Source organism: Arthrobacter sp. BK1, assembly GCF_056680055.1.
The window spans coordinates 3,574,283-3,600,262 of the sequence record NZ_CM155263.1 but is presented as its reverse complement, the minus strand read 5'-3'; the positions used below and the strand labels follow the sequence as shown (position 1 = coordinate 3,600,262).

Sequence of the window (25,980 nt, the reverse complement as noted above, 5' to 3'; positions counted from 1 at the left end):
AGCTAATGACCAGCCCGTCATTACGGGACTGGTCCGTGCAGGGCCTTAACAAGTCGGTTGCTCAACACACGGGAACCATGCGTCAAAGCGTTGAGTAAATATTAGAACCTCCGGGCCGATCCCCCTATTCCGGGAGACCAGTGTGAGCAACCGCACGCGCTGTCATCAGGCCCGGCGTGGTTTCAGCCGCGTCACAACCATCACGGTCCTGCGCAGCGCACAAACTAAGCTGGCCACAACCAGGGAAGGGAGCCGGAGTGATTGTCCAGCTGCGGGTTTGCGTGCCGGAACAGTTGTCGGCAGTAACGCTGAAGACTTGCCGGGACCACACGGGTACGGCCGACGTGGCCTTCTTTCCCGGCGCGTCCCTGGTGCCGCCAGGTGATGTCATCGAGCTCCAGATCGCCAGGGAATCGGTGGAGGCACTCCTTGAGAAACTCGAGGTCCTGAAGGTCCGGGATGAGGGGTCGATCCTGATCTCAATGCCCGAGCTCGTACTGTCCCGGCGCGCTGACCAGGCGGAATCCTCTGCCCCGGGGGACGGTGCCGACGCCTTGATTTGGGATGAGGTTACGCGCCAGACCGGCGAGGACTCACGGCTGACATGGAGCTACCTGGCCTTTCTCGTCCTGGCCACCCAGCTCGCTGCGATCGGCATCGTGACCAATTCGACGATCGCCATTGTGGGCGCGATGGCGGTGGGGCCGGAGTTCGGTCCCCTGGCTGCACTGGCGGTGGCAGTTGCCCGGGGCCAATGGAGGCTGGGGAGGAGGGCCGCCGTCGCACTTGGCGTCGGTTTCCCGGTGGCCATGCTGCTGGCGGCCCTGACTGCCTGGCTGTCCGTCCCGCTCGGGCTCTTCCCGGCCGATGTTCTGGATAAGGGGTCCGCCGTCGAGTTCATTTACCATCCGGGTCCGTATTCACTGATCGTCGCGGTCCTGGCCGGAGCCGCCGGGATGCTGTCGGTCATCAGCCGTCGTTCGGCGGCGCTCATCGGCGTCTTTATTTCGGTCACTACGGTCCCCGCGGCCGGATTCGTGGCGGTGGCGCTGGTGTTGGGCGAGTTCCAGAAGGCGGCCGGGTCAGCGTTCCAACTGTTACTGAACCTCGTCGGTATCGTCGTGGCCGCCGTGGCGGTCCTCCTGTTCTACCGGGTGGTCACCAAACGGCTGCCGGAGTCGACGGCGCGCCAGCTCAGGTGGCAGCAACGGCGGACCCCAGGATGATCGGGGCCGGGATCTTTGATGCCAGGTAACGTGCGTCGCGGCAGGCACCGGGCAGCGTAGCGGAGGCGGCCGCATACTGGAATTTCTGCCCCAGGAAGAACAGGCCGGGCGAATCAAGCGCTACGCCCCGGTACTGCCGCGGCATCCCGCCGTCGGCTTGCAAGTCCGCGTCGATCCAGCCCAATTCCGTTTGGAACCCGGTGCACCAGATCACGTTGGCCACTTCGGCCCGGGTACCGTCCTCCAGCACCGGCAACCCGTTCTCCACCGTTGTGACCCGTGGGACGAACTCCACTCCGGCACTGGTGAGGTCCTTGGCCCTGGTGCGGATCAGGGGCGCCCCGTGGGCTGTAAGAGCCGGGGCGGCCTTCCGGCCCACCGGCGTACCGAGGTTCAGGACGTACAGCCCGGCGAAGCGGATCACCGGCAGGACAAAGCGGGCTGCCGTCCGTCCATGCTTCACGGGGATTTCTCCCGCTGGTTTCCCGGCGACCAGGGTGGGGTGGGAGCGGCTGACTTCCAAGGCGATTTCTGCGCCCGAGTTTCCCAGCCCCACCACCAGGACCGGGCCTTCCTGCAGCTGCCCGGCGTTTTGTAGGCGCTGGAATGGAACTGCACGATGGATGGCGCCAATTCCGCCGCGAAGCGGGGGACCTTTGCGCAGCGCTCCGAGCCGTTGGCCACGACAACGTTATGGGCTTCCCAGCGGTGGCCATTGGAGGCGGCCAGGTAACGGTCCCCTTCACGCCACAGCCGTTCCACCCGCAGTCCTGTCTGTACCGGTAGGTCAAAGCGGGCAACATATCCTTCAAAGAATTCGGCCAATTCGTCCTTTGACGGGAAAGCCAGCGGATCTCCGGGGAAGGCCATGCCCGGCAGCCCGTCATACTTTGCCGGCGTGAAGACGCGAAGGGAGTCCCACCGTTCCCGCCACGCGTCGCCGATCCTCCTGTTCTCATCCAGGATCAGGAACTTCCGGTTCTGGCGCGACAGGTAGTAACCCATCGCCAGACCTGACTGTCCGCCGCCGATCACCAGTGTGTCCAGCACAGTGCCGGACCGGTTGGTGGTTCCGCTTTCGTTGTTCATGACTGATCTCCTCCTTGGCCTGTTGCATTCACCTGACTGAACTCTCCACGCTGGCCGCCGGCACGTCCCCGTTCTGCCCCCGGCCTGTATCCCGGTAGCGCACCCACCAGGCCAGCATCAGCCCGGAAGCCAGGATGTAAGCCAGGTGGAGAACCCAGATGGGACCGGCAGGAAGGTTGAAGACGTAAATGGAGTGCACGGCGTTGGCCACGTTGCTCAACACCAGGTTGCCGAGGCTGTAGGAGGCCAGGTCCTTGGTGCGCGCAGCTTTGAGAAGCATCGGCAGCATGCCCAGGGCAAAGAGGACTGTCGAGAGGGTTCCGGCAAGCACTGGAAGGTTCATGTTTTGAGGCTACGAGCGCGGGCCCAGTGCCCGCGTCGGCCAAACCGTGTAATTCCGGCCCGGGAGTGTGTGGGTATTTTTATGCAGTTCCGGGGCGTCAGCGTTTAGCCGGCGAGGCCGTGCTCGTAGGCATAGCTGGTGGCGGCAGACCTGGAGGAGATTCCGAGCTTGAGGAAGATATTGCTGATGTGGCGTGCCACAGTCTTCTCACTGAGGTAAAGCTCAGCGGCGATGGCACGGTTGCCCTTTCCGGATGCAACCAGCCGGATTACTTCAGTTTCCCGTGGGGTCAGGCCTCCGGTGGCGCTCTGGGCGTCTTCCCGCATCAGGGTTGCCGCCCAAGCTGCCGCCGGTCCCGCTCCAAGTTCGAGGAACTGGGCATGTGCTGCCTCGAAATCCATGAGCGCGGAGGGTTCGTCCCCAAGGTCCCGGCAGGCACGGCCGATCAAAACCCTGCAGCGGGCCGCCTCGTAGGGAACGCCCAGCTGCTGCCAGAGCCGCCAGGCCTGCCGCAGTGACTGCGTCGCTCCTGCTGGATCGCCTTCAGCCAGCCGGACCGCACCGCCGGCCTGTCCAGCCGCCGCCCGGACCATAGGCATGGGGGTCTCCCGGGCAAAGGAATCGAGCTCGGCGGCCCACAGCCGTGCCGCCTCCAGATCCCCGGCAGCAAGTTCAATGTCCACCAGGGCCGGCAGGAGATGCCGGCGGGTGGCCAGATCGGCCACGTTGGCGGTCCGGCGGATCATGGCCTGCGCCTGGTGGGCGTTTCCGCGCGCCAGCATCACGAGCGCGAGGCCAGGCTGCGGTTCGTAGCCGCTTCTTGCCGCCTGCCCGAAGGACGCTTCGGCCGCGTCGAGTTTGCCGGTCAGGAGCTCCAGTTCGCCCTGTTCGTAGTAACCGCCGTAGAGGGCCTGCGGATCGCCTCTTGCGGACAGCTCCTGGGCCCTGGCGGCTGCCTCGAACGCTTCGGCCCAGGCGCCGTGGAGCCGGAAGAGTTCAGCGCGGTGATGCTGGCACTGGCCACTGAAAGACACCATGTCCGGGCGGGCATTGCACCAGCGGTCAAGCGCCGCTGTCCATTGCAGGGCCCTCTCCAGATCGAAAGCCAACTGGCAGTTTCCGATGACAGCGCAGTAGATGATGCCCGACGGGATCGGGGACAGCTCCCCTGATGTCACGGCGACCATGACTTCATCGAACATGCTGAGCGCCTCGTCCGCCCGCCCCAGCATCAGGGTTGCCTGGCCGGTTCCCAGCAGGCCCAGCGCGGACAGGTCCTTCTCCTGGAACCTCCGGCCGAGCTCGGCGGCCTGGGTGAACAGCTCGAGGGCGCCTCCAGGATCACCACCGTAGAGTTTGCCCAGCGCCGCGGGCACCATGAGGAATCCCTGCACAGGGTTTGGCTGGGCCAGTTCTCCTGCGAGCCTCTGGCCACGCGCAAACCATCCCCCGGCCTGCGCATTGTCCCCCTGGAACATGTGCTGCATGCCGAGCCAGCCCGCGCACAGGGCAGCGCTCGCAACATCGCCGACGACGAGATATTCCTCGTGGGCGCGGGTGAGGGTGTCCAGGCCTGTGGTGGTGTTGCCCGTCAGAATCCCGGCGGTGGCCAACCTTTCAAGGTCCGCCGCGGGAAGCCCGCCGCGCCGATCGGCGTCGGAATAACTCCTGAAGGCATCGGTCCACCGGTGTTCCCTGAACGCGGCCCTGCCCTCGTCGATGCCCGCTTCAGTTGACACGCCGGCCTCCTCCGACACAGCCCGCCCAGCCGGCGTCGTCGCCGTGACGCGCGCTGGACGCTACGGTACTTAAGCGTCACGGTACGCCCGCCAAACCCGGTCCACAAGCGGGCCGCGGGTACCGCATGGAACCGAAAACTGTACTGCCGCGGGCTTACCGCAGCAACGCGCGCAGCGTCTGGATGGTGTCAGCCTCCGCTGCCGTCTTGTCGTCGCGGTAGCGCTTGACGCGTGCGAACCGGAGGGCGATTCCGCCCGGATAGCGCGAGGAACTCTGCACGCCGTCGATCGCGATCTCCACCACGGTAACGGGCGTGACCCAGACCGTGCCTGCCGTGCGGCGCACCTCAGTCTCCTGGAACCTCTCGGTCTGCCAGCGCAGCAGCGCGTCGGTGAGGCCCTTGAACGTTTTGCCCACCATCACGTAGCCGCCGGGTTCGCCGAACTCGCCGGTAGGGTCAAGGGCTCCCAGGTGCAGGTTCGATAGCAGCCCGGTGCGCCGTCCCGATCCCCATTCGCAGGCGAGGACCACCAGGTCGTAGGTGAGCACCGGCTTCACCTTGATCCAGTTGGAACCACGCCGGCCGGCTGCGTAGGCCGATCCCACCGCCTTCACCACCACGCCTTCATGGCCTGCGGCGAGTGCCTCGCGGGAGACTCGCTCGGCGACATCCACATCCGCTGTGATCTCCCCCGGGATCCGGTGCCCGGGGGCGATCCGCTCGAGCAGGCCGATGCGCGTGGACAACGGTTCGTCGAGCAGGTCACGCCCGTCGAGGTGAAGTACGTCGAAGAACCACGGATGCAGCACCGTGGCACGCGCTGAATCCGCGCCGAACCGCGCCATCGTCTGCTGGAACGGCCGTGGCCCACCGTCCTCGTCGAGGGCGAGGGTCTCGCCGTCGAGAATCACATCGCGCACCGGAAGTCCGCGCACCACCTCCACCACTTCGGGAAGCCGGTGTGTCACGTCAGCCAGGGTGCGTGTGTAGATCCGCACCTCGTCCCCCACCCGATGGACCTGGATGCGTGCTCCGTCGAGCTTGTATTCCACGGATGCCTCGCCCGTGGCCTCCAGCGCCGCGCCGGCGCTTGAGGCTGTGGAGGCGAGCATGGGCTGCACGGGACGGCCGACGACGAGGCCGACGGCGTCAAGCTGGGCCGGGCTGCCCGTGATCGCCAGCAGGGCGGTCCCGCCGAGATCTCCGGAAAGCATGGCCGCCCGCCGCACGGCCTCAACGGGGCGATCGGCGGCGCGGGCGATCGCATCGGTCAGCACCCCTTCCAGGGCACCGGTCCGGAGTTCTCCGAGCAGCACGCCGGCGATGAATGCCTGCTCGCCCGCGGTGGCCGCCGCTGTGAGCCGCCGGAGGGTCGCGGCGCGCTCGGCCGCCGATCCGGCGCCTGTGGGAAGAAGCAGCCGGTCCAGGGCGGCATCGAGATCCGCGACGGTAAGACCGGGCTCGGCTGCGGGCTCCCCCATGGCCGCCGCCATGCCACGCCAGCCGACTCCTACCCTGCCCTGCCGCGGCCTGGCAGTGAGGAGGCCGACCGCCGTCGTAATGTCCGCGGGCTCAAGCCGGCGCAGCAGGCCGGCCAGCGCCTCGACTTTCGCGAGCCGGGAGCGGGTGGACGCGACGGTGTCCGAGGTTCTCACGAGCTCGTCGAGCAGCATGGCACCAGTCTGCCATGACAGCAAAAAACCGGCCCGGCCGATGCTGGACCGGTTTTTAGCGGAGACGCTGCGGACCCACGCCGTCTTTAACGCCAACGCGGGGTCACTCCCAGCCCAAAAATCGTTCATCATTGGGCCGGGAGTGACCCCGCGTTGGTTCAGACTCCCCCGGCCCCGCGAAGCGAGGTGAGGGCGACAGTAGCGCTTAGTGGCTGTGGCCTGCGTGCTCGTCTTCGTCTGCGGGCTTCTCCACCACGAGGGTCTCGGTGGTGAGAACCAGCGCGGCGATGGAGGCTGCGTTGCGGAGGGCCGCACGGGTGACCTTGACCGGGTCGATGACACCGGCGGCGATCAGGTCCTCGTACTCGCCCGACTTGGCGTTGAAGCCGTTGTTGGTTTCGAGTTCGGCAACCTTGGCCGTGACGACGTAACCGTCGAAGCCGGCGTTCTGGGCGATCCAGCGCAGCGGCTGGACCAGCGCGCGGCGGACGATGCCCACAGCTGCGGCGGCGTCGCCTTCGAGTGCCTTCACTGCCGGATCCTCGTCGAGGGCCTTCAGTGCGTGGATCAGCGCGGAACCGCCGCCGGCCACGATGCCTTCTTCGAGGGCGGCGCGGGTGGAGGACACTGCATCTTCGATGCGGTGCTTCTTTTCCTTCAGCTCAACCTCGGTGGCTGCGCCGACCTTGATCACGCCGATGCCGCCGGCCAGCTTGGCCAGGCGCTCCTGGAGCTTTTCCTTGTCCCAGTCGGAGTCGGTGCGGGTCAGCTCGGCGCGCAGCTGGGAAACCCGGGCTGCGACGTCTTCTGCGGAACCGGCGCCGTCAACGATGGTGGTGTTGTCCTTGGTGACCGTGATGCGGCGGGCAGTACCCAGCACCTCAAGGCCAACGGTGTCCAGGCTGAGGCCCAGTTCCGCGGAGACAACCTGTGCACCGGTGAGGGTGGCGATGTCCTGCAGCATGGCCTTGCGGCGGTCGCCGAAGCCCGGAGCCTTGACGGCAACCACGTTCAGGGTGCCGCGGATACGGTTCACAATCAGCGTGGAAAGGGCCTCGCCGTCGACGTCTTCAGCAATGATGAACAGCGGCTTGGAGCTCTGCAGCGCCTTTTCCAGCAGCGGCAGGAATTCCTGCACGGAGGAGATCTTGCCCTGGTTGATCAGGATGAGGGCGTCCTCGAGGACGGCTTCCTGGCGCTCTGCGTCGGTGACGAAGTACGGGGACAGGTAGCCCTTGTCGAACTGCATGCCTTCGGTGAGGACCAGCTCGGTCTGCGTGGTGGAGGACTCCTCGATGGTGATCACACCATCCTTGCCGACCTTGCCGAATGCCTCGGCGAGGAGCTCGCCGATTTCGTCGCTCTGGGCCGAGATGGCAGCAACGTTGGCCACCTGGGTGCCTTCAACCGGGCGTGCGTTCTCGAGCAGGCGGGCGGCAACGGCTTCAACGGAAACCTCGATGCCGCGCTTGATCTGGCCCGGAGCGGCGCCGGCAGCAACGTTGCGCAGGCCTTCCTTGACCAGTGCCTGTGCGAGGACGGTGGCGGTGGTGGTGCCGTCGCCGGCAACGTCGTTGGTCTTGGTGGCTACTTCCTTGGCCAGCTGTGCGCCAAGGTTCTCGAACGGGTCATCAAGCTCAACTTCACGGGCGATGGTGACGCCGTCGTTGGTGATGGTGGGTGCTCCCCACTTTTTGTCGAGAACAACGTTGCGGCCGCGGGGGCCGAGCGTCACCTTGACAGTGTTGGCGAGCTTGTCGATGCCGGCTTCAAGTGACCGGCGGGCAGCGTCGTTAAACGCAAGCTGCTTTGCCATGGTTTTGTCCTTTCAAGACAGAAACCCCGCGCAGCTGACCGGCAGAGTGCAGGTTCAGCGGCGCGGGGATCCAAAGAGTTACTTTACGACGATCGCCAGGACGTCGCGGGCGGAGAGCACGAGGTACTCGGTGCCGCTGTGCTTGACTTCGGTTCCGCCGTACTTCGAGTAGATAACGACGTCGCCGATGGCAACATCGAGGGGAACGCGGTTGCCGTTGTCATCGAAGCGGCCGGGGCCTACTGCAACAACTTCGCCTTCCTGCGGCTTCTCCTGTGCGGAGTCCGGGATAACCAGGCCGGAAGCCGTGGTCTGCTCGGCTTCGAGCGGGCGGACAACAATACGATCCTCAAGAGGCTTAATAGAGACCGACACTCGGACCTCTCCTTTACGTCAGCAAATTTATGGACTGGAAAACTGTTCCGCCGTGGCTGGCTGACCGTCGTCGCGGTGCCGGCAGCAGCCTGGCTGAAAGCTCTTCATGTGTTAGCACCCTCCTAGGGAGAGTGCTAATGACGACTCTATGTAAGTAGTTAGCACTCGGTCAAGGCGAGTGCCAGAATTATGTCCCCAGTGAACAGCCTCAACGCCCTGCGAGGTCCTCGAAATCGACGTCCTCGTCGCCGTCCCCGGTTCCGTCAGTGGTGGTGCCGCGCTTGAGGTACAGCACCACTGCGGCGCCTATGGCGGCCAGCAGCGAGATGACCAGCAGGATGATCCCGCCGATGCGGGCCCCTGCGTAGAGGCCGCGAATGTCACGTGCTTCGTCCGTTGCGTCCTGGATGTCCTTGCCGCCCACCGAGTAGACCGTGGCGTTGAAGGTGTCCAGGAAGAAGATGATGACCAGCAGCGCGATGCAGACCACAGCCACGGCAGAACCGGCAATCAGCGCCGGGCGGGCGAACTTCACCAGGTCCGCATTCGTGGATCGGGGCGGTTCGGACGGCTGGCTGCCTGCACTGTCTGTCATGCCTTCAACCCTAGCGGGAACGGGCTGCCGGGCCATCTCCACTACGCTTGAACCCATGGCTCAAGCACCGCAGGACCAGATCGCCCCACTCCTCACCAGCGAAGGCTGGGAGCTGCTGGCGTCCCTGGGACCCTACCGCGAAGACAAGGCCTTTGAGCTTAATTCGGCGCTCCGCAAAGCGGGCCACTCCCCCGAACTGGTGTCTGCAGTCCTCACCCAGTCGAGGCTGCGCACCAAGGCCGAACTCAAATTCGGCGAGTTCGCCCGGAGCATGCTTTTCACCCAGGCAGGCCTGGAACAGGCCACCCGCCTCAACGTTGCGGCCCGCCACGCGGAACGCTTCGCCCAGGCCGGCATCCGCCATGTGGCTGACCTCGGCTGCGGCCTCGCCGCGGACTCGCTTGCGCTCGCCTCGATGGACATCACCGTCACTGCCGTGGAGATGGACGAGACCACTGCTGCCTGCGCCACGGTGAATCTCATTCCATTCCCCAACGCCACGGTGGTGCATTCGGATGCCACCGCTGTTTCCCTGGAAGGGGTCGACGGCGTCTGGCTGGATCCCGCACGCCGGACCACGTCGACGTCGGGCACCAAAAGGATCTGGGACCCTGAGGCGTTTTCGCCGCCGCTTTCCTTTGTGGAATCGCTGGCGGCCACGGGACGCGCTGTCGGGGTCAAGATGGGCCCCGGAATGCCGCATGAATCGGTGCCGGCGGACTGCGAAGCGCAGTGGGTATCGGTGGCTGGCGACGTCACCGAGGTGACGCTCTGGTTCAACGCGGTGCGGCGGCCGGGAATCCGCCGGGCTGCGCTGCTGCTGGGGCCGCAGGGCGCCGCCGAGATCACCAGCGGGGAGGATTTCGACGGCGGTCCGGTAGCGCCGGTGGGTCCGCCCGAGGGGTATCTTTACGAGCCGGATGGTGCGGTGATCCGCGCAGGCCTGGTGGCCGACGTCGCACTTGAGCTGGGCGGGCACCTGCTGGATGAGCACATCGCGTACATCTGCGCGCCGGAACGTGTGGACACACCGTTCGCCCGGGCCTACAAGGTCCTGGAAGTGATGCCGTACAACGTCAAGGCGCTCAAGGCCTGGGTCAAGGACAACGGCATCGGCGTGCTGGACATCAAGAAGCGGGGCACGTCCGTCACGCCTGAGGAACTGCGCAAGCAGCTTCTGGCCGGAGTCAAAAGCGGAAGCAAAAAGGCCGGAACCACAACAGCCACCCTGGTCCTGACCCGCATCGGGGAGGACCGGGTGGCCATCGCGGTGGAGCCCGTCTAAGGCAGCCCGGCGCTATTGCGCGCGCATGAACTCTTCGGCGGCACGGACCTGTTCGTCGCTGGGACGGACGCCCGTGTAGAGCACAAACTGCTCCAATGCCTGGATGGTGGCCACTTCCGCGCCCGTGATGACCGGTTTTCCGGCGATGCGTGCCGCCGTGATCAGGGGTGTTTCAGCCGGGAGTGCCACGACGTCGAACACCACTTTGGCCGCGGCGATCACGGTTTCGGGGAACGCCAGCGAATCGGCTTCCGGACCGCCCTGCATGCCAATCGGCGTGACGTTGATGATCAGGGCGGCCGTCCCGCCGTCGAGCTCTGCCTGCCACCGGAACCCGTACTGCTCTGCGAGCGCCCGCCCGGTGGCCTCGTTCCGCGCAATCACTGTGACGTCCGTGAATCCTGCGTCCCGCAGCGCAGCGACGGTCGCTTTCGCCATGCCGCCGGCACCCTGGACCAGTACCGAGTAGTCAGTGGGAACGGCGTTGCCCGCCAGCAGCTGCTCAATGGCTGTGTAATCGGTGTTGTATGCCTTGAGGTGTCCGTTGGTGTTCACGATCGTGTTGACGGAGTCGATGGCTTTCGCGGAGGGGTCCAGCTCATCCACGAGCGCGATCACATCTTCCTTGTAGGGCATGGACACCGCGCAGCCGCGGATCCCGAGGCCGCGGACGCCGGCGATCGCCTGGGCAAGATCCGTGGGCGCGAAGGCCTTGTAGATCCAGTTCAGGCCCAGCTGGTCGTACAGGTGGTTATGGAAACGGGTCCCGTTGTTGCTGGGCCGGGCCGAGAGCGAGATACACAGGGTCATGTCTTTATTGAGTATGGGCACCCGTCCATTAAACCGCCGCTTGCCCTGTTCATGGGGTTGCCCCGGCAATCAGCTGCGGCGGATTCTAGGGGCAGCCGGTTCCCGCGGGGAAGGTTCCGACGGCGGCGGGCAGCCTCCCCGGTGCAGCAGCCTTCCCTGCCAGGACGTTCGCCAGCGCATCGAAGGCGCCCTGGGTCCGGCCGTACAGCGCGATTTTCGTGGGGGCAGTGGAGGCACGCAAGGGCCAGGGCGCATCCAGTGCCACGGCGATGTCGCCGTCCGCAGGAGGCCCGTTGTAGCCGATGAGGGTCACCAGCGGGCCGCTCCCGGTGGCCAGCCCGGCCTTCGCAGCGGCCGCCGCGAACCGCGCCCTGTCCTGAGGGGAACCACCGGCGAGCTGGACACTGCCCGGGACCAGGGGCCCGCTGCACGCCCCGGACACCACCGTGACCGCTGCGGCGGAGACACTGGCGGACAGCGCATTGCCGCTGCCCGGCGCCGCTCCCGCTGGTGGGGCAGGTTGTGCGGCAACCCGCCCGCGCCAGGTCAGCATGGTCGCGACACGCTGGGCGGCTTCGGTGAGCCTCTCAGCGGGCAGCGCGCCGGCGGCAACGGCCTCCACGATGGCGGCGTGGGCCAGGCCCGCGTCGGCCGGCATCAGCAGCAGGTCCGCGCCGGCGGACAGCGCTGCCGGGGCGGCGGAACCACCCGGGTAGTGCTTCTTCACCGCACCCATGTTGAGGGCGTCGGTGATGGCGACGCCGTTGAAGCCCAGCCCCCGCAGCGCGGCGTAGGTGGGCCGGGATAACGACGCCGGGACGCCGGGTTCGAGGGCGGGCACGGCGATGTGCCCTGTCATGACCATGGGCGCGCCCGCTGTGATGGCAGCCTGGAACGGCTTCCAGTCGCGGGCCTTGAGCTCGTCCAGGCCGGCGGGCTGCACCGGAAGGTCGTGGTGCGAGTCCACAGCGACTGAACCGTGCCCTGGAAAATGCTTGACCGCCGGCAGGACCCCGCCCGCCAGCATGCCTTCGAAGAACGCAACGCCCAGCACCCCGGCGGCGTCGGGGTTCCCGGACATGGAGCGGGCTCCGATGGTGGGATCCGCCGGGCCCACTGTCACATCCGTGTCCGGGGCGAAGTCCACGTTGAAGCCCAACGGCGCCAGTTCGGCGGCGAGGCCGTTCGCAGCCTCCTTGGCGAGGGCCACATTCCCAGCCGCGCCGTAACTCATGGGGGTGGGCCATTCAGTCAGGGGCGTACCTAGCCTGGCAACGATCCCGCCCTCCTGGTCCACGCCGATCAGTCCGGGCCATGGCCTGCCGTCAGCGCGGGCGGCCTGGGCCAGCCGCTTGTTGATCGCCGTCATGGCAACCGGGTCCACCTTGCCGTTGGCATCAAGGGGGACATTGTCGCCCATGATGATGGAGCCCGAGAGATGGAGCCGTTCAATGGTGGCCGCGTGCGCTTCCACGTTCGTGCCGGTGTAGAACGGCATGAGCACCTGGCCTGCCTTCTGCTCCACCGACATCGCAGCCACAGCCGCGGCGGCGGCGTCCTGGTCCCGCTGTTCAGGACCCCAGCCAAGGGACCGCAGCCCCGGGTCCGGTGCGGGGGAAACGGGCGGGGGTGCCGTCGTCGGGCTCGGTGATCCCGTGGGCGAAGCTGTGGCGGAAGCTGCTGGAGAGGCGGGAACGGAGCCCGATGACACGGGAGCGGCGGCGGGGACAGCCGAGCAGCCAGCCATCGCGGCTACGGTGGCGGCGGCAGCCAGAATAAGGGTGGTTTGATGAAAAGAGTCACACGTCCGCGGGAACAAGGCCATCGGAACCATGCTACCCCTGCACTAGACTTGAACGCGGCGTGCGCCGGGCACAACGGGAACAGTTAGGGGAACGCATGAAGATTGATTTCGCTTCATCGAAGCAATCAACTCTTGGTGTGGAATGGGAGCTGGCACTCGTTGACGGTGAGACCGGCGAACTGGCCTCGGTGGCCAACGAGGTCCTCCGCGGTGTTGCGGCCAAGCACCCCGAACTGAACGAAGACGACGAACACCCGCATATCAAGCAGGAACTGCTGCTGAACACGGTGGAGCTGGTCACCGGCATCTGCGAGACAGCCGGCGAAGCCAAGGAAGACCTCAGCCGGTCGCTCGCCGCCGTCCGCGAGATCACCGATCCGATGGGCGTGGAGATCTTCTGCGCCGGCAGCCACCCGTTCAGCCCGCCGCAGCTCCAGCCGGTCACGGACAAGGCCAGGTACGCCAAACTGATCGACCGCACCCAGTGGTGGGGCCGGCAGATGGTCATCTACGGCGTGCACGTCCATGTGGGGCTGGACCGGCGCGAAAAGGCCCTTCCGGTACTCGACGGGCTGGTCAACTATTTCCCGCACTTCCAGGCGCTCTCGGCCTCGAGCCCGTTCTGGGGCGGCGAGGACACCGGCTACGCATCACAGCGTGCCCTGATGTTCCAGCAACTTCCCACAGCCGGCCTGCCGTTCCAGTTCCAGTCATGGGAAGAATACGAGTCCTACGCCCAGGACATGTTCACGACCGGGGTGATCGACTCTTTGTCCGAAATCCGCTGGGACATCCGGCCCGTCCCGCAATTCGGCACCATCGAGATGCGCATCTGCGACGGCCTCGCCACCCTGGAGGAAGTCGGCGCGATTGCTGCCCTCACCCAGTGCCTCGTCGACGAGTTCTCCACCACCCTGGACAACGGCGGAACCATCCCCACCATGCCGCCGTGGCACATCCAGGAGAACAAGTGGCGTGCCGCCCGTTACGGCATGGACGCCATCATCATCCTGGACGCTGCCGGCAGCGAAAAGCTGGTCACGGAGCACCTGATGGAAACCCTCAACCGGCTCGAGCCGGTGGCAGCGAAGCTCGGCTGCCCCGACGAACTGGCCGACGTCGAGAAGATCATCCGCCGCGGCGCCGGCTACCAGCGCCAGCGCCGGGTGGCTGCCGAGCACGGCGGCGATTTGCGCGCCGTGGTGCTGGACCTGGTCAAGCAGATGCGGAACGGCCCGACGGCCTAACCTGGCCCTCCCGAAACGGGGCACTTCGACACGGACACGCCGGCCGCCGTCGTGATTTACGACGGCGACGCCCCCAAGGTGCCCCGCGAAGGTTGGCGCGGCCACAACTGCCTTCAGGCAGGCAAAGACACCGCGGTGACCGGCATGGAGGAGTCCGGGGCGAAGCGGATGCCGCTGGGACCAATACCGGCCATCACCAGCTGCGCACCGAGGGCGGCCACCATGGCGCCGTTGTCGGTGCACAGGTCCAGCGGCGGCACATGAAGCGTGATTCCCGCCGAAGCGCAGCGCTTGGCTGTGAGCTCGCGGAGCCGGGAGTTGGCCGCCACCCCGCCGCCCAGCAGGACATCCTTGATGCCGTGCTCAACGCAGGCCAGCACGGCTTTGGAGGTGATCACGTCCACCACGGCTTCCTGGAAGGCGGCGGCAATGTCCGCCACGGGAAGGTCCTCGCCTCGGGCCTCGAACTGCTCAACGCAGCGGGCTACGGCTGTCTTCAGACCGCTGAAGGACCAGTCGTAGCGGTGCTTCCCCGGTTCCTCGGCCGTGCCCATGTACTTGGGCTGGGTGAGGCCGCGCGGGAAACGGATGGCTTTGGGGTTGCCTGTCCGGGCCAGCTTGTCGATGGCCGGACCGCCGGGGTAGCCGAGGCCCAGGATGCGGGCCACTTTGTCGTAGGCCTCCCCCGCGGCGTCGTCGATCGTGGACCCGAGGAGCTGGACGTCGCTGGTGATGCTGTTGATCTTGAGGATCTCGGTGTGCCCGCCGGAGACCAGCAGGGCGCCCAGGTGGTCCGGGAGAGGGCCACCGCGGCCGGGCCCGGCCACAACGGCGGCGGCAGCACCGCCGTCGTGCTTTCCGTCCAGCAGCCCCACGCCGACGTGCGCCACCAGGTGGTTGATGGCGTACAGCGGCTTGCCGGTGGCTACGGCGAGCGCCTTCGCAGCGCACACCCCGACCATCAGTGCGCCGGCCAGCCCGGGCCCGGACGTGACGGCAATGGCGTCCACGTCCTCCAGCGTCACGCCGGCGTCGGACAGGGCCTGCCGGAGGGTGGGGACAAACGCGTCCAGGTGTGCCCGCGAGGCGATCTCCGGGATCACTCCGCCGAAGCGGACGTGTTCATCCATCGAGGAGGACACCGTGTTGGTCAGCAGGGTTGTTCCGCGGACGATCCCGACGCCGGTCTCGTCGCAGGAGGACTCGATGCCCAGCACCAGTGGCTGCGGGGTGTTCATGCCTGGCCTGCTTCCGTTGGGGGTTCCGCGGCTGCTCCGGCGCCTTCCGGGACCAGCTGCAGCCGCATGATCAGGGCATCAACGCCGTCACGGTAATACCCGCGGCGGACGTGGATTCTTTCGAATCCGAACCGCCCGTAGAGCTGCTGCGCCCGCGGGTTGTCTTCGCGCACTTCCAGGAGCACGTCAGCGGCGCCGCGGCTGCGGGCTTCGTCGATGAGCCGGGTCAGGAGGGCCGAGCCGATCCCCCGCCCTTCGAATTCCGGCACGACGGCGATGGTCTGGACATCCGCGATCGGCTCGATGCACATCAGGCCGGCGTAACCCACGATCTCGCCGCGGCTTTCGGCCACCAGGTAGCGGCGTGTCTCGGGCTGGGACAGTTCGGCCAGGAACATCTGCAACGGCCAGGCATCGGCCGGGAACAGCCTTTGTTCGAGGGTGTTGACTGCCGGAACGTCCTCCAGGGTCATGTCCCGGAGGACGACTCCGTCAGCCCGGGGCGCCGTCACAGTGCCCTCTTCCGGGGTCCGGGGACCTGTGCATCGGATTCGCGCAGGTACAGGGGTGTGGAGTCCAGCAGCTTTCCGCCGGCCGCCAGCCGGGCCAGGGCGAACTGGCCGAGATACAGGGCGTCCGGCTGTTCTTTGGCGAAGTCCGGGTCTGCGCGCAGGACGTCGCTGTAAAGCCCTGCACCGGCCCCGTAGGCGGGGAGGTCCGGAAGGTCTGCAGGGAAGCTGACGTGCGGGCCGTCCTCCAGCCGGGGCAACTGCCCGTCCGCAAGGCTGTACCGGGCCCAGTAGACCTCTTTCCGCCGCGCGTCCGTGACCACCAGGAATTCGGCCGCGGCATCGGTGGACTCGGCCACCTCGAGCGCCACCGCGTCCAGGCTCATGAGGCCGTACAGAGGTTTATCCCAGACGAACGCCAGGGTACGGGCGGTGGCGATCCCGGAGCGCAGGCCGGTGAACGGGCCGGGGCCCACGCCCGTCACGATCGCGTCGATGTCCTGGCCCGTCACGCCGGCTTCAGCGAGCAGGTCCTGGATCCCGGGGGCCAGCACCTCCGCATGGCTGCGCGTGTCCTCGGTGGAGAAGCTGGCCACCACGCCTTCAAGGGCGTCGTCCGAGACCAGGGCGGCACTGGCCACAGCCGAGGTGTCGATGGCAAGGATAAGCATCAGCGGTTCCCTTCGATGGCGCCGCCGAGGATGGCTCCACCAAGGGCAGGCCTGGCGCTCCAGCGCGGGCCGAAACCGCGCAGCACGATGGTGCGCGGTTCGTCGTTGTCATCCGTGTCAAAGTCGAGGGTTTCGGGGTGCCCCGGTTGCGGTTCGCCAGCACCCGGCCCAGGCGCTTCCAGCCCCACGGCGCGGTGCAGGTCCACCTCAAGCCGGCTCTCGCTCAGGTGCTCCACGCGCCCGCGCCCCCATTCCACCACGGTCACCGATGAGTCCATGGTGTTCTCAAGGTCGATGTCATCAATCTCCGACGCCGACCCCAGCCTGTACGCGTCCACGTGGACCAGGTCCGGGCCGCCCGGGCGGGGGCCGTCAGGCAGGTTCGGGTGGATGCGGACCAGCACGAACGTGGGCGAGATGACCCCGGCCCGCACGCCCAGGCCCTCGCCGAGCCCCTGCGTGAGGGTGGTTTTCCCTGCACCCAGCTCGCCGGTCAGCACCAGCAGGTCCCCGCGCTCAAGCTCCGCCCCCAAAGCTGCGCCGAGCGCATGGGTCTGGTCCGCCGTCGTGACCTTCAGTGTCAGTTCCCAGTTCGGCGCCTCGGCGGCGGCCGGCACACTCACGGCGTCACCTGGCCGGTGGCGGGGGATGCGGCCGGGGATGCGGCACCTGGAGCACCGGCGGGAGAATCGACCGGAGTGCCGCTGGAAGAGCCGACGGCGGGATGGCCGTTAATGAACCGGCGCGGGACCCGGGGGCTGATCCGGGTCACGATCTCGTAGTTATTGGTTCCGGCGGCTACGGCCCAGTCGTCGGCGGTGGGGCCGCCGTCGTCCCCGTTGCCGAACAGGACCGCTTCCGCGCCGAGGAGGCCCGCGGCGGCCGCGCCGACGTTACCCAGGTCGATGACCATCTGGTCCATGGCGATCCGGCCCACTACCGGGTACGTCCTGCCGGCAATCCGGACCGGACCGCCGGTGGCCACCCGGGGGATGCCGTCGGCATAGCCCATCGGGATCAGCGCCAGCGTGCTGGGGCCCTGGGTGCGGTAGCGGAGGCCGTAGGAAACGCCCTGCCTGTCCGGCACGTCCTTGCACTGGGACACCACGGTCCGCAGCGTCATGGCCGGGCGGAGCCCCAGTTCGGCGGAACTCTGGCCTTCAAAGGGCGAGAGGCCATAGATGCCCAGCCCCACCCGCACCAGGTCAAAGTGGGTATCCGGCCGGGACAACGTGGCGGGTGTGTTCGCCAGGTGTCGGACTTCGGGATCCACCCCGGCGTCCTCGGCGGCCGCCAGCACTTCGCGGAACAGTGCCAGCTGCTCGTCCGTTTCGGGACGCTCCGGCTCATCCGCCACCGAAAGGTGCGAGAAAATGCCTACCACACGCAGGAGTCCCTCGTCCTGGTACTCCATCGCCTCGCCCACCAGCTGGTCCCAGGCGTCCAGGGTCACCCCGTTCCGCCCGAGTCCGGTGTCCACCTTCAGATGGATGCGGGCGGGACGTTCCTGGTCACGGGCCGCCGCGACAATCCGTTCCAGTTCCCAGCCTGAACAGCCGATGTCGACGCCGGCAGCCACCGCAGCACCGAAGTTGCTTTCCGTGGTGTGCAGCCAGGCCAGCAAGGGCGCTTCGATGCCAGCCGCCCGGAGCTGCAGCGCTTCGGAGATGTGAGCCACTCCCAGCCAGGAGGCACCGGCTTCGAGGGCGGCCCGCGCCACGGGGACCGCGCCGTGCCCGTACGCATCGGCCTTGACCACGGCCATGACCTTCGCCGGTGATGCGGCGTCGGCCAGCCTGCGCACGTTGTGGCGGATGGCATCCAGATCGATGACGGCGGACCGCTCGTGCAGAGGATCAGTTCCTGAGGCCGCGCTGAAGTCACCGGTTGTTACGGGGTAAGTCACCTTAGTGATTCTAGTGCGGGCGGTCAGGGCCGGATAATCGCCCTGCGTTCACGGGCTCCGTTCAGGCGTCCTCACGCGTCAGAGAGGTGCGCGATGGTGGCGGTGGCCCGGCGCTGCGCTCCCATCGGGACGTCTTGGAGGATCTCGGCGAGGAAGCCGAAGCGGCGGAGCCACTGGCTGCTCTGGCGTTCGGGCCGGGAGTTGGCCTTCTGCCACCAGTCAGCGATGTCCCCCCACCCGGGAGCCGCCAGCGATCCCCCCACCTCCTGCACCGCCAGCGAGGCGCAAAGGTTGGCGAAACGGAGCCGGTTGCCCAGCGGCCAGCCGGCCAGGGTGCCCACGATGAAGGCCGCGTCAAAGCAGTCGCCGGCACCGGTGGGATCGAAAGCGGTCACCGGCAGGGACGGCACCCACTCCTCCTCCCCCGTCTCGGAGTCCACGGCCATGGCACCCTGCGCCCCAAGCGTCACCACGGCCACGGGCACCCGGTCCGCCAGTGCGTACAGCGCGGACCACGGGTTGTCCTTACCCGTGAAGGCCATGGCCTCCCGCTGGTTGGGCAGGAACGCGTGGAAGTACTGCAGGTTTTCGAGCCTGACCGGAGACCATTCCCCGCTGGGGTCCCAGCCCACATCCCCGAACAGCTTCACGCCGGACTGGTAGGCCTCCTTGGCCCAGGGCTCAATCTCGACCCCCAGCTCGGCAATTCCGGCGAGCGCCGGCGGCGGCGAACCGATCAGTTCGGACGAGGTCACGGGCGCCGGATGGCCGTGCGTCACCAGGGACCGGTCCTTATCCACGCTGAGCGAGACGGTCACCGGCGAATGCCAGCCCGCGACCCGGCGCGAGAGGCTCAGGTCCACGTGCTCCTGCCCGGCCAGGATCTTCCAGTTGTAGTCCCCGTAACCGTCGTCCCCAAACGCCGCAGCCAGTCCGGTACGCAGGCCCAGCCGTGCAGCGGCGATGGCCTGGTTCGCCACGCCGCCGGGGCAGCTGCCCATGCCTTCGCTCCAGATCTCGGTGCCCGGCTCGGGCGCGTGCGGCAGGCCTGTGAAGATGATGTCCTGGAAGACCGTCCCGGCGAGGATCAGGTCAAACTCCCCGTCGGCTGGCTGGCGGACGAAAGAGAGCGGATCGAAGCGGCGGTCCGGAATTGCGTCCATGTCCGGCAGACTACGCCCTGGCGCCGCAGGACGGTAGGGGACCTGCCGCGCCCGGCCTACACTGCTGACTATGCGTCTCATGATTGCCGGCGGCGGCGGGTTCCGCGTCCCGCTTGTGTACCGGGCCCTCGCTTCCGGCCCCTTCGCGGGGCTGGTCAGCGAGCTGGTGCTGTTCGACGTCGACCCTGCCCGCCTCGAGGCGATCACCGCGGTTCTGCGGGCCATGCCAGTGCCCGACGGCGGCGCGCCGGTGGGTGCCCAGGCGCCGGAGGGTGCCGGCGCGGCAGCGGGGGCCCGGCCTCCTGTTATCCGCACCGCCACGTCGCTGCCTGAGGCCCTGGCCGGGACCGACCTCGTGTTTGCGGCGATCCGGCCCGGCGGCACGGCCGGGCGCATCGCCGACGAAAAGGTGGCCCAGGACCTTGGCCTTCTCGGCCAGGAAACCACCGGCGCCGGCGGCATCTCGTACGCCTTGCGCACCATCCCCGAGATGCTGCACCTGGCGCGGCAGATGCAGAAGCACTGCCCGGACGCGTGGCTGATCAATTTCACGAACCCGGCGGGCATGGTCACGGAGGCGCTCGTACCGGTCCTGGGCCGGAAGGTCATCGGGATCTGCGATTCGGCGGGCGGGCTGGTGCACCGGGCCGCGCGGGCCGCCGGTGTGCCCCTGGCCGACGGACGGCTCGACGGCGTGGGCTACTACGGGCTCAACCACCTCGGCTGGCTGTACCGGCTGGAGTCCGGCGGGCGGGATGTGCTCCCGGAACTTCTCGCTGACGCCCAGGCGCTACAGACGTTCGAGGAGGGGCGGCTTTTCCGTCAGCCGTTCCTGGCCGGGCTGGGTGCTTTGCCCAACGAATACCTCTATTACTACTACCAGCGGGACAGTGCCGCCGCTGCCATGCGGGCCATGCCCGCCACCCGCGGCGAATCCATCCACCACCAGCAGGCCGAGCTGTATCCGCGGCTCGCCGCAGCAGGCGGTGAAGCCTTCAAAATCTGGGACGCCGCGCGCCGCTCGCGCGAGGAGGGGTACCTCGCCGAAGCCCGGACCCACGGCGAGCAGCGCGACGAGGCGGACCTCGCCGGTGGCGGCTACGAGCGCGTGGCACTGGCTGTGATGCGCGGCCTGGCCGGCGCCGGCGATGCGCAGCTGATCCTGAACACGCCCAACACGCTGGCTGCGGCCCCAGGCACCCCGGCCCAGAGCACCCCGGGCGAACCGGCTATTCCGGGTCTGCCGGCGGACGCCGTCGTCGAAGTCCCCTGCGTTGTAACGCCCGACGGCGCCGTGCCGCTTCGCCAGTCAGCGCCGGCACCGGAACAGCTGGCGTTGCTGCGCCGGGTCAAGGAGGTGGAACAGCTCACCGTCCGGGCGGCTACCCACGGTGACCGGTCCGCGGCCGTTGATGCTTTCGCCCGGCACCCTCTCGTGGACTCTTCCCGGCTGGGGGCTGCCCTGCTGGCTGGTTATGAAGTGGCGTTCCCGGCGCTGCCGGAGCTGTGGCGTCGGCAGGAGTAGTGTTTTACCGAGTGGAGAACAGCGTGGCCGGCGCGCGTTCCGGCAGCGGGAAGGGGCAGGGATGACACTGATCCGCAGGGTCGCACTACTTTCCCTCCACACCTCCCCCATGGAGCAGCCGGGCTCCGGCGACGCCGGCGGAATGAACGTCTACATCCGGGAACTGGCCTCTGCGCTGGCGGAGACCGGTGTGGAGGTGGAGATCTTCACGCGCGCCACGTCAGCCAAGCAGCCCGCCGTCGAGCATCCGGACCCCGGTGTGTGCGTGCACAATGTGCTGGCCGGGCCGTCGCGGAAGATCCCCAAGGAAGAACTGCCGGAGCTGCTGCACAGCATGGTGGCCGAGATCGAGCAGATCCGCCGGCGCCAGAAACACGGCCGGTATGACGTCATCCATTCGCATTACTGGGTGTCCGGGATCGCCGGCCTGGAACTCTCGGAGCTTTGGGAAGTGCCGCTGGTCCACACCATGCACACCATGGCCAAGGTCAAAAACCTCCTGCTCGAATCCGGCGAGAAGCCCGAACCGCGGCGGCGGGAAGAGGGCGAGCACCGGATCGTCGACGGCGCCGCACGCCTGATCGCCAACACCAGCGCCGAGGCCAGCGAACTCGAATCCCACTATGGTGCCGATCCCGACCGGATCGACATCGCGCCGCCGGGGGTGGACCTCAGCACCTTTACCCCCGCCTTCCGGTCGCGGTCCCGGGCCGAACACGGCGTGCCGCCGGAGATCTTCCACATTCTCTTCGCCGGCAGGATCCAGCGACTGAAAGGCCCGCAGATCCTCCTCAAGGCCGCCGCCAAGCTGCGGTCGCGGCGCCCGGACATCGATCTCCGGATCACCATCCTGGGTGCACTGAGCGGCAACAAGGATTTCAACCTGCGGCAGCTGATCACCGAGGCCGGAATGGACGACGTCGTCACGCACCTTCCGCCGGTCAGCGCACCGGTGCTGGCATCCTGGTTCAGGGCGGCCGACGTCGTGGTGATGCCCTCCTACAGTGAGTCTTTCGGCCTGGTGGCGCTCGAAGCCCAGGCCTGCGGCACGCCGGTGGTGGCAACCCGGGTGGGCGGTCTCTCGCGTGCCATCAGCCACGGCCGCACCGGCCTCCTGGTGGACGGGCACCACGCCTCGGACTGGGCAGATGCGCTCGAGGCCATGTACGACGACCCTGCCACCCGTGAGGTCATGGGGCTTGCGGCGGCCATCCAGGCCCAGAACTCCGGCTGGCAGCACACCGCCGCCCTGACGCTGGAAACGTACCGGGCCGCCGTCGACGACTTTTCGGGGCGCCGGCTGATCACCGCGGTCTCTGCTGTCCCGTCCCACCCCGTCGGTCCGAGTCCCCTGCCCAACGATTTCTAAGCCAAACAGCCGCTGTACCCAACCAAAGGACAAGGATGTCTGAACGGAATACGCTTACTGACCTCGAGATCGCACGGCTGGCCACTATCCGGCCGATCAAGAAGATCGCGGCGGCCGCCGGCATCAACGAGGCAGCGCTGGAACAGTACGGGCGGTACAAGGCCAAGATCGACCCCGCACGGCTCGAGGCGCCCGCACCGGCCGGGAAAGTGGTGCTGGTTTCGGCGATGTCGCCCACCCCCGCCGGTGAGGGGAAGTCCACCACTACCGTGGGTCTGGCTGATTCGCTGGCCAGGTTGGGCCACAAGGTGATGATTGCCCTGCGCGAACCCTCGCTCGGTCCCGTCCTGGGCATGAAGGGCGGCGCAACAGGCGGCGGCTACTCCCAGGTGCTGCCCATGGACGAGATCAACCTGCACTTCACCGGTGATTTCCACGCCATCACCTCGGCCAACAATGCCCTCATGGCGCTTGTGGACAACCACATCTACCAGGGCAACCAGCTGAACATCGACCCGCGGCGGATGACGTTCAAGCGGGTCCTGGACATGAATGACAGGGCGCTCCGCGAGGTGATCATCGGCCTCGGCGGACCCACCCAGGGTGTCCCCCGGCAGGACGGTTTCGACATCACGGTGGCCTCCGAGATCATGGCCGTGTTCTGCCTCGCCGAGAACCTTGCCGGTCTCCGCGAGCGCCTGGGCCGCATCACGTTCGGCTACACCTATGACCGGGCTCCGGTCACGGTGGCGGACCTCGGCGTCCAGGGCGTGTTGACCCTCCTGCTCAAAGAGGCCATCAAACCGAACCTGGTGCAGACCATCGCCGGGACCCCTGCGCTGGTGCACGGCGGGCCCTTCGCCAACATCGCGCACGGCTGCAACTCGCTGATCGCAACCCAGACGGCACGGCGGCTCGCGGACATCGTGGTCACCGAGGCCGGCTTCGGGGCCGACCTCGGGGCGGAAAAGTTCATGGACATCAAGGCGCGGGTGCCCGGGCTGGAGCCCTCCGCGGTGGTGGTCGTTGCAACGGTGCGGGCGCTGAAGATGCATGGCGGTGTGCCTGTGGACCGGCTCCGCGAACCGGACTTTGAGGCGCTCCAGGCCGGGGTGGCGAATCTCCGGCGGCATGTGCACAACGTCGAGAAGTTCGGCGTGACCCCGGTGGTGGCCATCAACAGGTTCTCGTCCGACACCGAAGAGGAGCTCAGCTGGCTGCTGGAGTGGTGCGCGGCGGAGGGTGTCCAGGCCGCCGTCGCCGATGTCTGGGGCCGAGGTGGCGGCGGGGACGGCGGCGACGAACTGGCAGCCAAGGTGGCGGCGGTGGTGGCCGCGCCGAACAGTTTCCGGCACCTGTATGCGTTGGATCTGCCTGTGGAGGAGAAGATCAGGACCATTGCCCAGGAGATCTATGGTGCCGACGGCGTGGACTTCTCCGTTCCTGCCCTGAAGCGGCTGGCCGACATCGAAAAGAACGGCTGGACCGGGTTGCCCGTCTGCATGGCCAAGACCCAATACTCCTTCAGCGACGAGGCCGCCAGGCTGGGCGCGCCGAAGGGCTTCACCATCCACGTGCGCGATCTCATCCCCAAGACCGGCGCAGGCTTCATCGTGGCGCTGACGGGTGCGGTGATGACCATGCCCGGCCTGCCCGCAGCCCCGGCCGCGATGCGCATGGACGTGGACGACGCCGGCAACCCCGTAGGCCTCACCTGACCGCCGCCCTCCCCGCCCCTTTCCCCTCCCCCTCCAGACGCTCTCTCACTTCCTGCGGTTATTTCACCAACCCTCTGGCACCTCCCGCAGGTATTTCCCCAACCCTCTGGCACCTCCCAATGCCGTCTCGAGCCCCTGTGGATAACTTCTGCAGCCGCACGTGGTTTTGAGCCACAATGCCATCATGCAAAAGCATCGCTCGCTGCCCGGACCGTTGGCGGCTGCCCCGTTCACCTTCGAATCCGCACTGGCGTCCGGTGCCACGCCAAGCAGGCTCCGCCGCCGGGATGTGATCCACGTTGGTCGACGCCTGTACCGTCCTGCGGGCTGGGACTTCGACCTTGAAGGGGCTGCCCGGGCACTGTCAGCCGCATCGCCTGGCGCCTGGATCTCGCACGTCACTGCTGCCCGGCTTAGATGTCAGCCGCTGCCTCCCTGGCTCGCCGATTCCACCGAGCTCCATTTGAGCAAGCCTCGTTCTCTCTCACCGGTCCGCCGAAAAGGGATCTGCGGCCATACAGTACTTGCGCTGGAAGAAGAGACGGAACTGGTCGACGGCATCCGCATGAGCACCCGCTCCCGCACCTGGCTCGATTTGGCCCGGACGTTGCCTCTAGTAGACCTGGTAAGCATGGGTGATGAACTGCTCCGCGTACCGAGGATTGACTTCGAGGGACGGACGGAGCCTTACGCCACGATTGCCGGGCTGCACACGATGCTCAGCCGCCACCCAAATCTGCAGGGTGTAGTCCGCGCTCGCGAGGCCCTGGATCTGATGCGTGTGGGTGCGGACTCCGCGCCCGAGTCACTCCTTCGCATGGCCCTCGCGGATGCCGGCCTGCCCGAGCCGGAACTCCAGGTGACTCTGCGCGCAGGTGACGCGCTCTCACCGTCGGCGGATCTCGGCTACCGTCATCGCCGGCTTGCCATCCAGTACGACGGCGGGCATCACCTCCTGGATGCCCAGATACTCAGCGACAGGAGAAGAGACAAGGCTTTCGAATCAGCTGGGTGGACTGTGCTGGTGTTCGACAAGTCCGATCTTGCCGACGGTTTCGAGCGCGCCGTCGTGAAGATCAAGCGGGAGTTTCGCACCGGCTGGCTTGACCATCCCCAAGCAGCAGGTTTTGCCCGCATCGACTGAGAGAGCGTTCGCTCAAAACCTGCGGGAACTGCCAGAGCGTCATGAAAAAGCCGACGTTAAGTGCCAGAGCGTTCGTGGGAGCGGTCACTGTGGTGATGCACCCCGCGGCCCGGCGATGCACCGCCAGGGGGCCGCTCAGTCAGTGGAGCTGACCCGGCTGACGAGGAGAACCAACTTATACACGTGCGGCGGCAACCCCGAATCCGGTGCAGCATTCCAGTCCTGGTTGATGTAGACGCTGACCTGGGTCCGGAAGTCCCCCACCGGCGTCGTCTGACATCCATAACTGGTGACGCCGTTTCCGCCTGGAAGCCTTTCGTCGACGGAGACATCGACGCAGTCGGAGAAGTTCAAAAGGTAGCCGGATTCAGTGATCATCCGGATGGCGTCTTGAGCCTTCGGGGCATCGTAGCGCTCCCAAATCCGTTGAATGCCAGGGCAGCGGACCGCTACGCAATATGCTCCCGGGCCTTTGAAGTGATCTTTCGTCAAGGTCCAGCCGTCACCCGGAACGAACTGGTCTGCGGCCGCCCTGACACGCGGGACCGATTCCGCGCTCTTGTTGTAGTCCAGCCAGAGGAACCCGGCGATGAAGGCGGCAACAATGCCAATCACACCGGTCACCGCCAGGCCAAATTTGAGCCACCACTTCATGCTGCCCCCCACGTCAGCGACCACAGAGGTCGGTTCAGTGTAGCGCCGGGCACCCGGTGCATCCACGCAAAACGCTCCC

24 protein-coding genes are annotated in these 25,980 nt (G+C 67.1%); 7 read left to right on the top strand and 17 right to left on the bottom strand.

The features are described from left to right. Window positions 1-257 precede the first annotated feature (257 nt). Window positions 258-1,226 (top strand): DUF389 domain-containing protein, encoded by a 969-nt coding sequence (locus AC1MCA_RS16495; protein ID WP_479799246.1) that lies wholly within the window; start codon window positions 258-260, stop codon window positions 1,224-1,226. Here the strand turns inward: AC1MCA_RS16495 and AC1MCA_RS16490 are convergent. The 8 genes from AC1MCA_RS16490 to AC1MCA_RS16455 form a co-directional block, all read right to left on the bottom strand. Further along, a complete protein-coding gene (locus tag AC1MCA_RS16490; protein WP_479799242.1) occupies window positions 1,195-1,689 on the bottom strand; it encodes a hypothetical protein in 495 nt (164 codons plus the stop codon). The two genes, AC1MCA_RS16495 and AC1MCA_RS16490, sit on opposite strands and share 32 nt — an antisense overlap. Next, window positions 1,686-2,315 (bottom strand): NAD(P)-binding domain-containing protein, encoded by a 630-nt coding sequence (locus AC1MCA_RS16485; protein ID WP_479799240.1) that lies wholly within the window; start codon window positions 2,313-2,315, stop codon window positions 1,686-1,688. Before AC1MCA_RS16485 ends, AC1MCA_RS16490 begins: the two co-directional genes overlap by 4 nt. A gap of 28 nt (window positions 2,316-2,343) precedes the next feature. Further along, window positions 2,344-2,658: a hypothetical protein gene (locus tag AC1MCA_RS16480; protein ID WP_479799238.1), complete on the bottom strand. Its 315-nt coding sequence runs from the start codon at window positions 2,656-2,658 to the stop codon at window positions 2,344-2,346. A 104-nt stretch (window positions 2,659-2,762) separates the two neighbouring features. Next, window positions 2,763-4,397: a helix-turn-helix transcriptional regulator gene (locus AC1MCA_RS16475; protein ID WP_479799236.1), complete on the bottom strand. Its 1,635-nt coding sequence runs from the start codon at window positions 4,395-4,397 to the stop codon at window positions 2,763-2,765. A 154-nt stretch (window positions 4,398-4,551) separates the two neighbouring features. After that, complete coding sequence (locus AC1MCA_RS16470; protein WP_479799234.1) at window positions 4,552-6,072, bottom strand: ATP-dependent DNA ligase; 1,521 nt, start codon at window positions 6,070-6,072, stop codon at window positions 4,552-4,554. Window positions 6,073-6,277: 205 nt separating this feature from the next. Beyond that, complete coding sequence (gene groL, locus AC1MCA_RS16465; protein WP_479799233.1) at window positions 6,278-7,888, bottom strand: chaperonin GroEL; 1,611 nt, start codon at window positions 7,886-7,888, stop codon at window positions 6,278-6,280. 78 nt (window positions 7,889-7,966) lie between these two features. Beyond that, a complete protein-coding gene (gene groES, locus AC1MCA_RS16460) occupies window positions 7,967-8,263 on the bottom strand; it encodes a co-chaperone GroES (protein ID WP_108598130.1) in 297 nt (98 codons plus the stop codon). A gap of 208 nt (window positions 8,264-8,471) precedes the next feature. Continuing rightward, the gene (locus tag AC1MCA_RS16455) at window positions 8,472-8,858 is read right to left on the bottom strand and encodes a hypothetical protein (RefSeq protein ID WP_479799232.1); all 387 of its coding nucleotides are present in this window, start codon (window positions 8,856-8,858) and stop codon (window positions 8,472-8,474) included. Window positions 8,859-8,913: 55 nt separating this feature from the next. Here AC1MCA_RS16455 and AC1MCA_RS16450 point away from each other — a divergent pair, with 55 nt between their 5' ends. Further along, window positions 8,914-10,143, top strand: a complete 1,230-nt coding sequence (locus AC1MCA_RS16450) for a THUMP-like domain-containing protein (protein WP_479799231.1) — start codon at window positions 8,914-8,916, stop codon at window positions 10,141-10,143. 12 nt (window positions 10,144-10,155) lie between these two features. On the opposite strand, the gene AC1MCA_RS16445 is transcribed toward AC1MCA_RS16450, so the two are convergent. Next, window positions 10,156-10,974 carry a shikimate 5-dehydrogenase gene (locus AC1MCA_RS16445; protein WP_479799230.1) on the bottom strand — a complete coding sequence of 273 codons (819 nt, stop codon included), beginning with the start codon at window positions 10,972-10,974 and terminating at the stop codon, window positions 10,156-10,158. 64 nt (window positions 10,975-11,038) lie between these two features. Continuing rightward, complete coding sequence (locus AC1MCA_RS16440) at window positions 11,039-12,484, bottom strand: glycoside hydrolase family 3 protein (RefSeq protein WP_479803435.1); 1,446 nt, start codon at window positions 12,482-12,484, stop codon at window positions 11,039-11,041. A gap of 368 nt (window positions 12,485-12,852) precedes the next feature. On the opposite strand from AC1MCA_RS16440, the gene AC1MCA_RS16435 reads away from it, so the two are divergent. After that, entirely contained in the window at window positions 12,853-14,004 is a 1,152-nt protein-coding gene (locus tag AC1MCA_RS16435) for a glutamate--cysteine ligase (RefSeq protein ID WP_479799228.1), read from the top strand. A 113-nt stretch (window positions 14,005-14,117) separates the two neighbouring features. Here the strand turns inward: AC1MCA_RS16435 and tsaD are convergent, their stop codons facing one another. The 6 genes from tsaD to AC1MCA_RS16405 all read right to left on the bottom strand — a co-directional run bounded on the left by tsaD (window position 14,118) and on the right by AC1MCA_RS16405 (window position 19,491). Next, a complete protein-coding gene (tsaD, locus tag AC1MCA_RS16430; RefSeq protein WP_479799227.1) occupies window positions 14,118-15,242 on the bottom strand; it encodes a tRNA (adenosine(37)-N6)-threonylcarbamoyltransferase complex transferase subunit TsaD in 1,125 nt (374 codons plus the stop codon). Beyond that, window positions 15,239-15,715 carry a ribosomal protein S18-alanine N-acetyltransferase gene (rimI, locus tag AC1MCA_RS16425; protein WP_479803433.1) on the bottom strand — a complete coding sequence of 159 codons (477 nt, stop codon included), beginning with the start codon at window positions 15,713-15,715 and terminating at the stop codon, window positions 15,239-15,241. The genes tsaD and rimI overlap by 4 nt, the downstream gene beginning before the upstream one ends. A gap of 35 nt (window positions 15,716-15,750) precedes the next feature. Continuing rightward, a complete protein-coding gene (tsaB, locus tag AC1MCA_RS16420; protein WP_479799225.1) occupies window positions 15,751-16,422 on the bottom strand; it encodes a tRNA (adenosine(37)-N6)-threonylcarbamoyltransferase complex dimerization subunit type 1 TsaB in 672 nt (223 codons plus the stop codon). After that, entirely contained in the window at window positions 16,422-17,045 is a 624-nt protein-coding gene (gene tsaE / locus AC1MCA_RS16415) for a tRNA (adenosine(37)-N6)-threonylcarbamoyltransferase complex ATPase subunit type 1 TsaE (RefSeq protein ID WP_479799223.1), read from the bottom strand. The genes tsaB and tsaE overlap by 1 nt, the downstream gene beginning before the upstream one ends. Then, complete coding sequence (gene alr / locus AC1MCA_RS16410) at window positions 17,042-18,328, bottom strand: alanine racemase (protein WP_479799221.1); 1,287 nt, start codon at window positions 18,326-18,328, stop codon at window positions 17,042-17,044. Before alr ends, tsaE begins: the two co-directional genes overlap by 4 nt. Before the next feature lie 71 nt (window positions 18,329-18,399). Beyond that, window positions 18,400-19,491, bottom strand: coding sequence for a carbohydrate kinase family protein (locus AC1MCA_RS16405; protein ID WP_479799219.1), 1,092 nt, complete (start codon window positions 19,489-19,491; stop codon window positions 18,400-18,402). Between the two features lie 70 nt (window positions 19,492-19,561). On the opposite strand from AC1MCA_RS16405, the gene AC1MCA_RS16400 reads away from it, so the two are divergent. The 4 genes from AC1MCA_RS16400 to AC1MCA_RS16385 all read left to right on the top strand — a co-directional run bounded on the left by AC1MCA_RS16400 (window position 19,562) and on the right by AC1MCA_RS16385 (window position 25,247). Continuing rightward, window positions 19,562-21,016, top strand: a complete 1,455-nt coding sequence (locus tag AC1MCA_RS16400) for a family 4 glycosyl hydrolase (protein WP_479799217.1) — start codon at window positions 19,562-19,564, stop codon at window positions 21,014-21,016. A gap of 61 nt (window positions 21,017-21,077) precedes the next feature. Beyond that, entirely contained in the window at window positions 21,078-22,385 is a 1,308-nt protein-coding gene (gene mshA / locus AC1MCA_RS16395) for a D-inositol-3-phosphate glycosyltransferase (protein WP_479799215.1), read from the top strand. Between the two features lie 35 nt (window positions 22,386-22,420). Continuing rightward, the gene (locus AC1MCA_RS16390; protein ID WP_479799214.1) at window positions 22,421-24,103 is read left to right on the top strand and encodes a formate--tetrahydrofolate ligase; all 1,683 of its coding nucleotides are present in this window, start codon (window positions 22,421-22,423) and stop codon (window positions 24,101-24,103) included. Between the two features lie 184 nt (window positions 24,104-24,287). Further along, complete coding sequence (locus AC1MCA_RS16385) at window positions 24,288-25,247, top strand: DUF559 domain-containing protein (protein WP_479799212.1); 960 nt, start codon at window positions 24,288-24,290, stop codon at window positions 25,245-25,247. A 135-nt stretch (window positions 25,248-25,382) separates the two neighbouring features. On the opposite strand, the gene AC1MCA_RS16380 is transcribed toward AC1MCA_RS16385, so the two are convergent. Continuing rightward, window positions 25,383-25,901, bottom strand: a complete 519-nt coding sequence (locus AC1MCA_RS16380) for a hypothetical protein (RefSeq protein WP_479799210.1) — start codon at window positions 25,899-25,901, stop codon at window positions 25,383-25,385. Window positions 25,902-25,980: the final 79 nt, after the last annotated feature.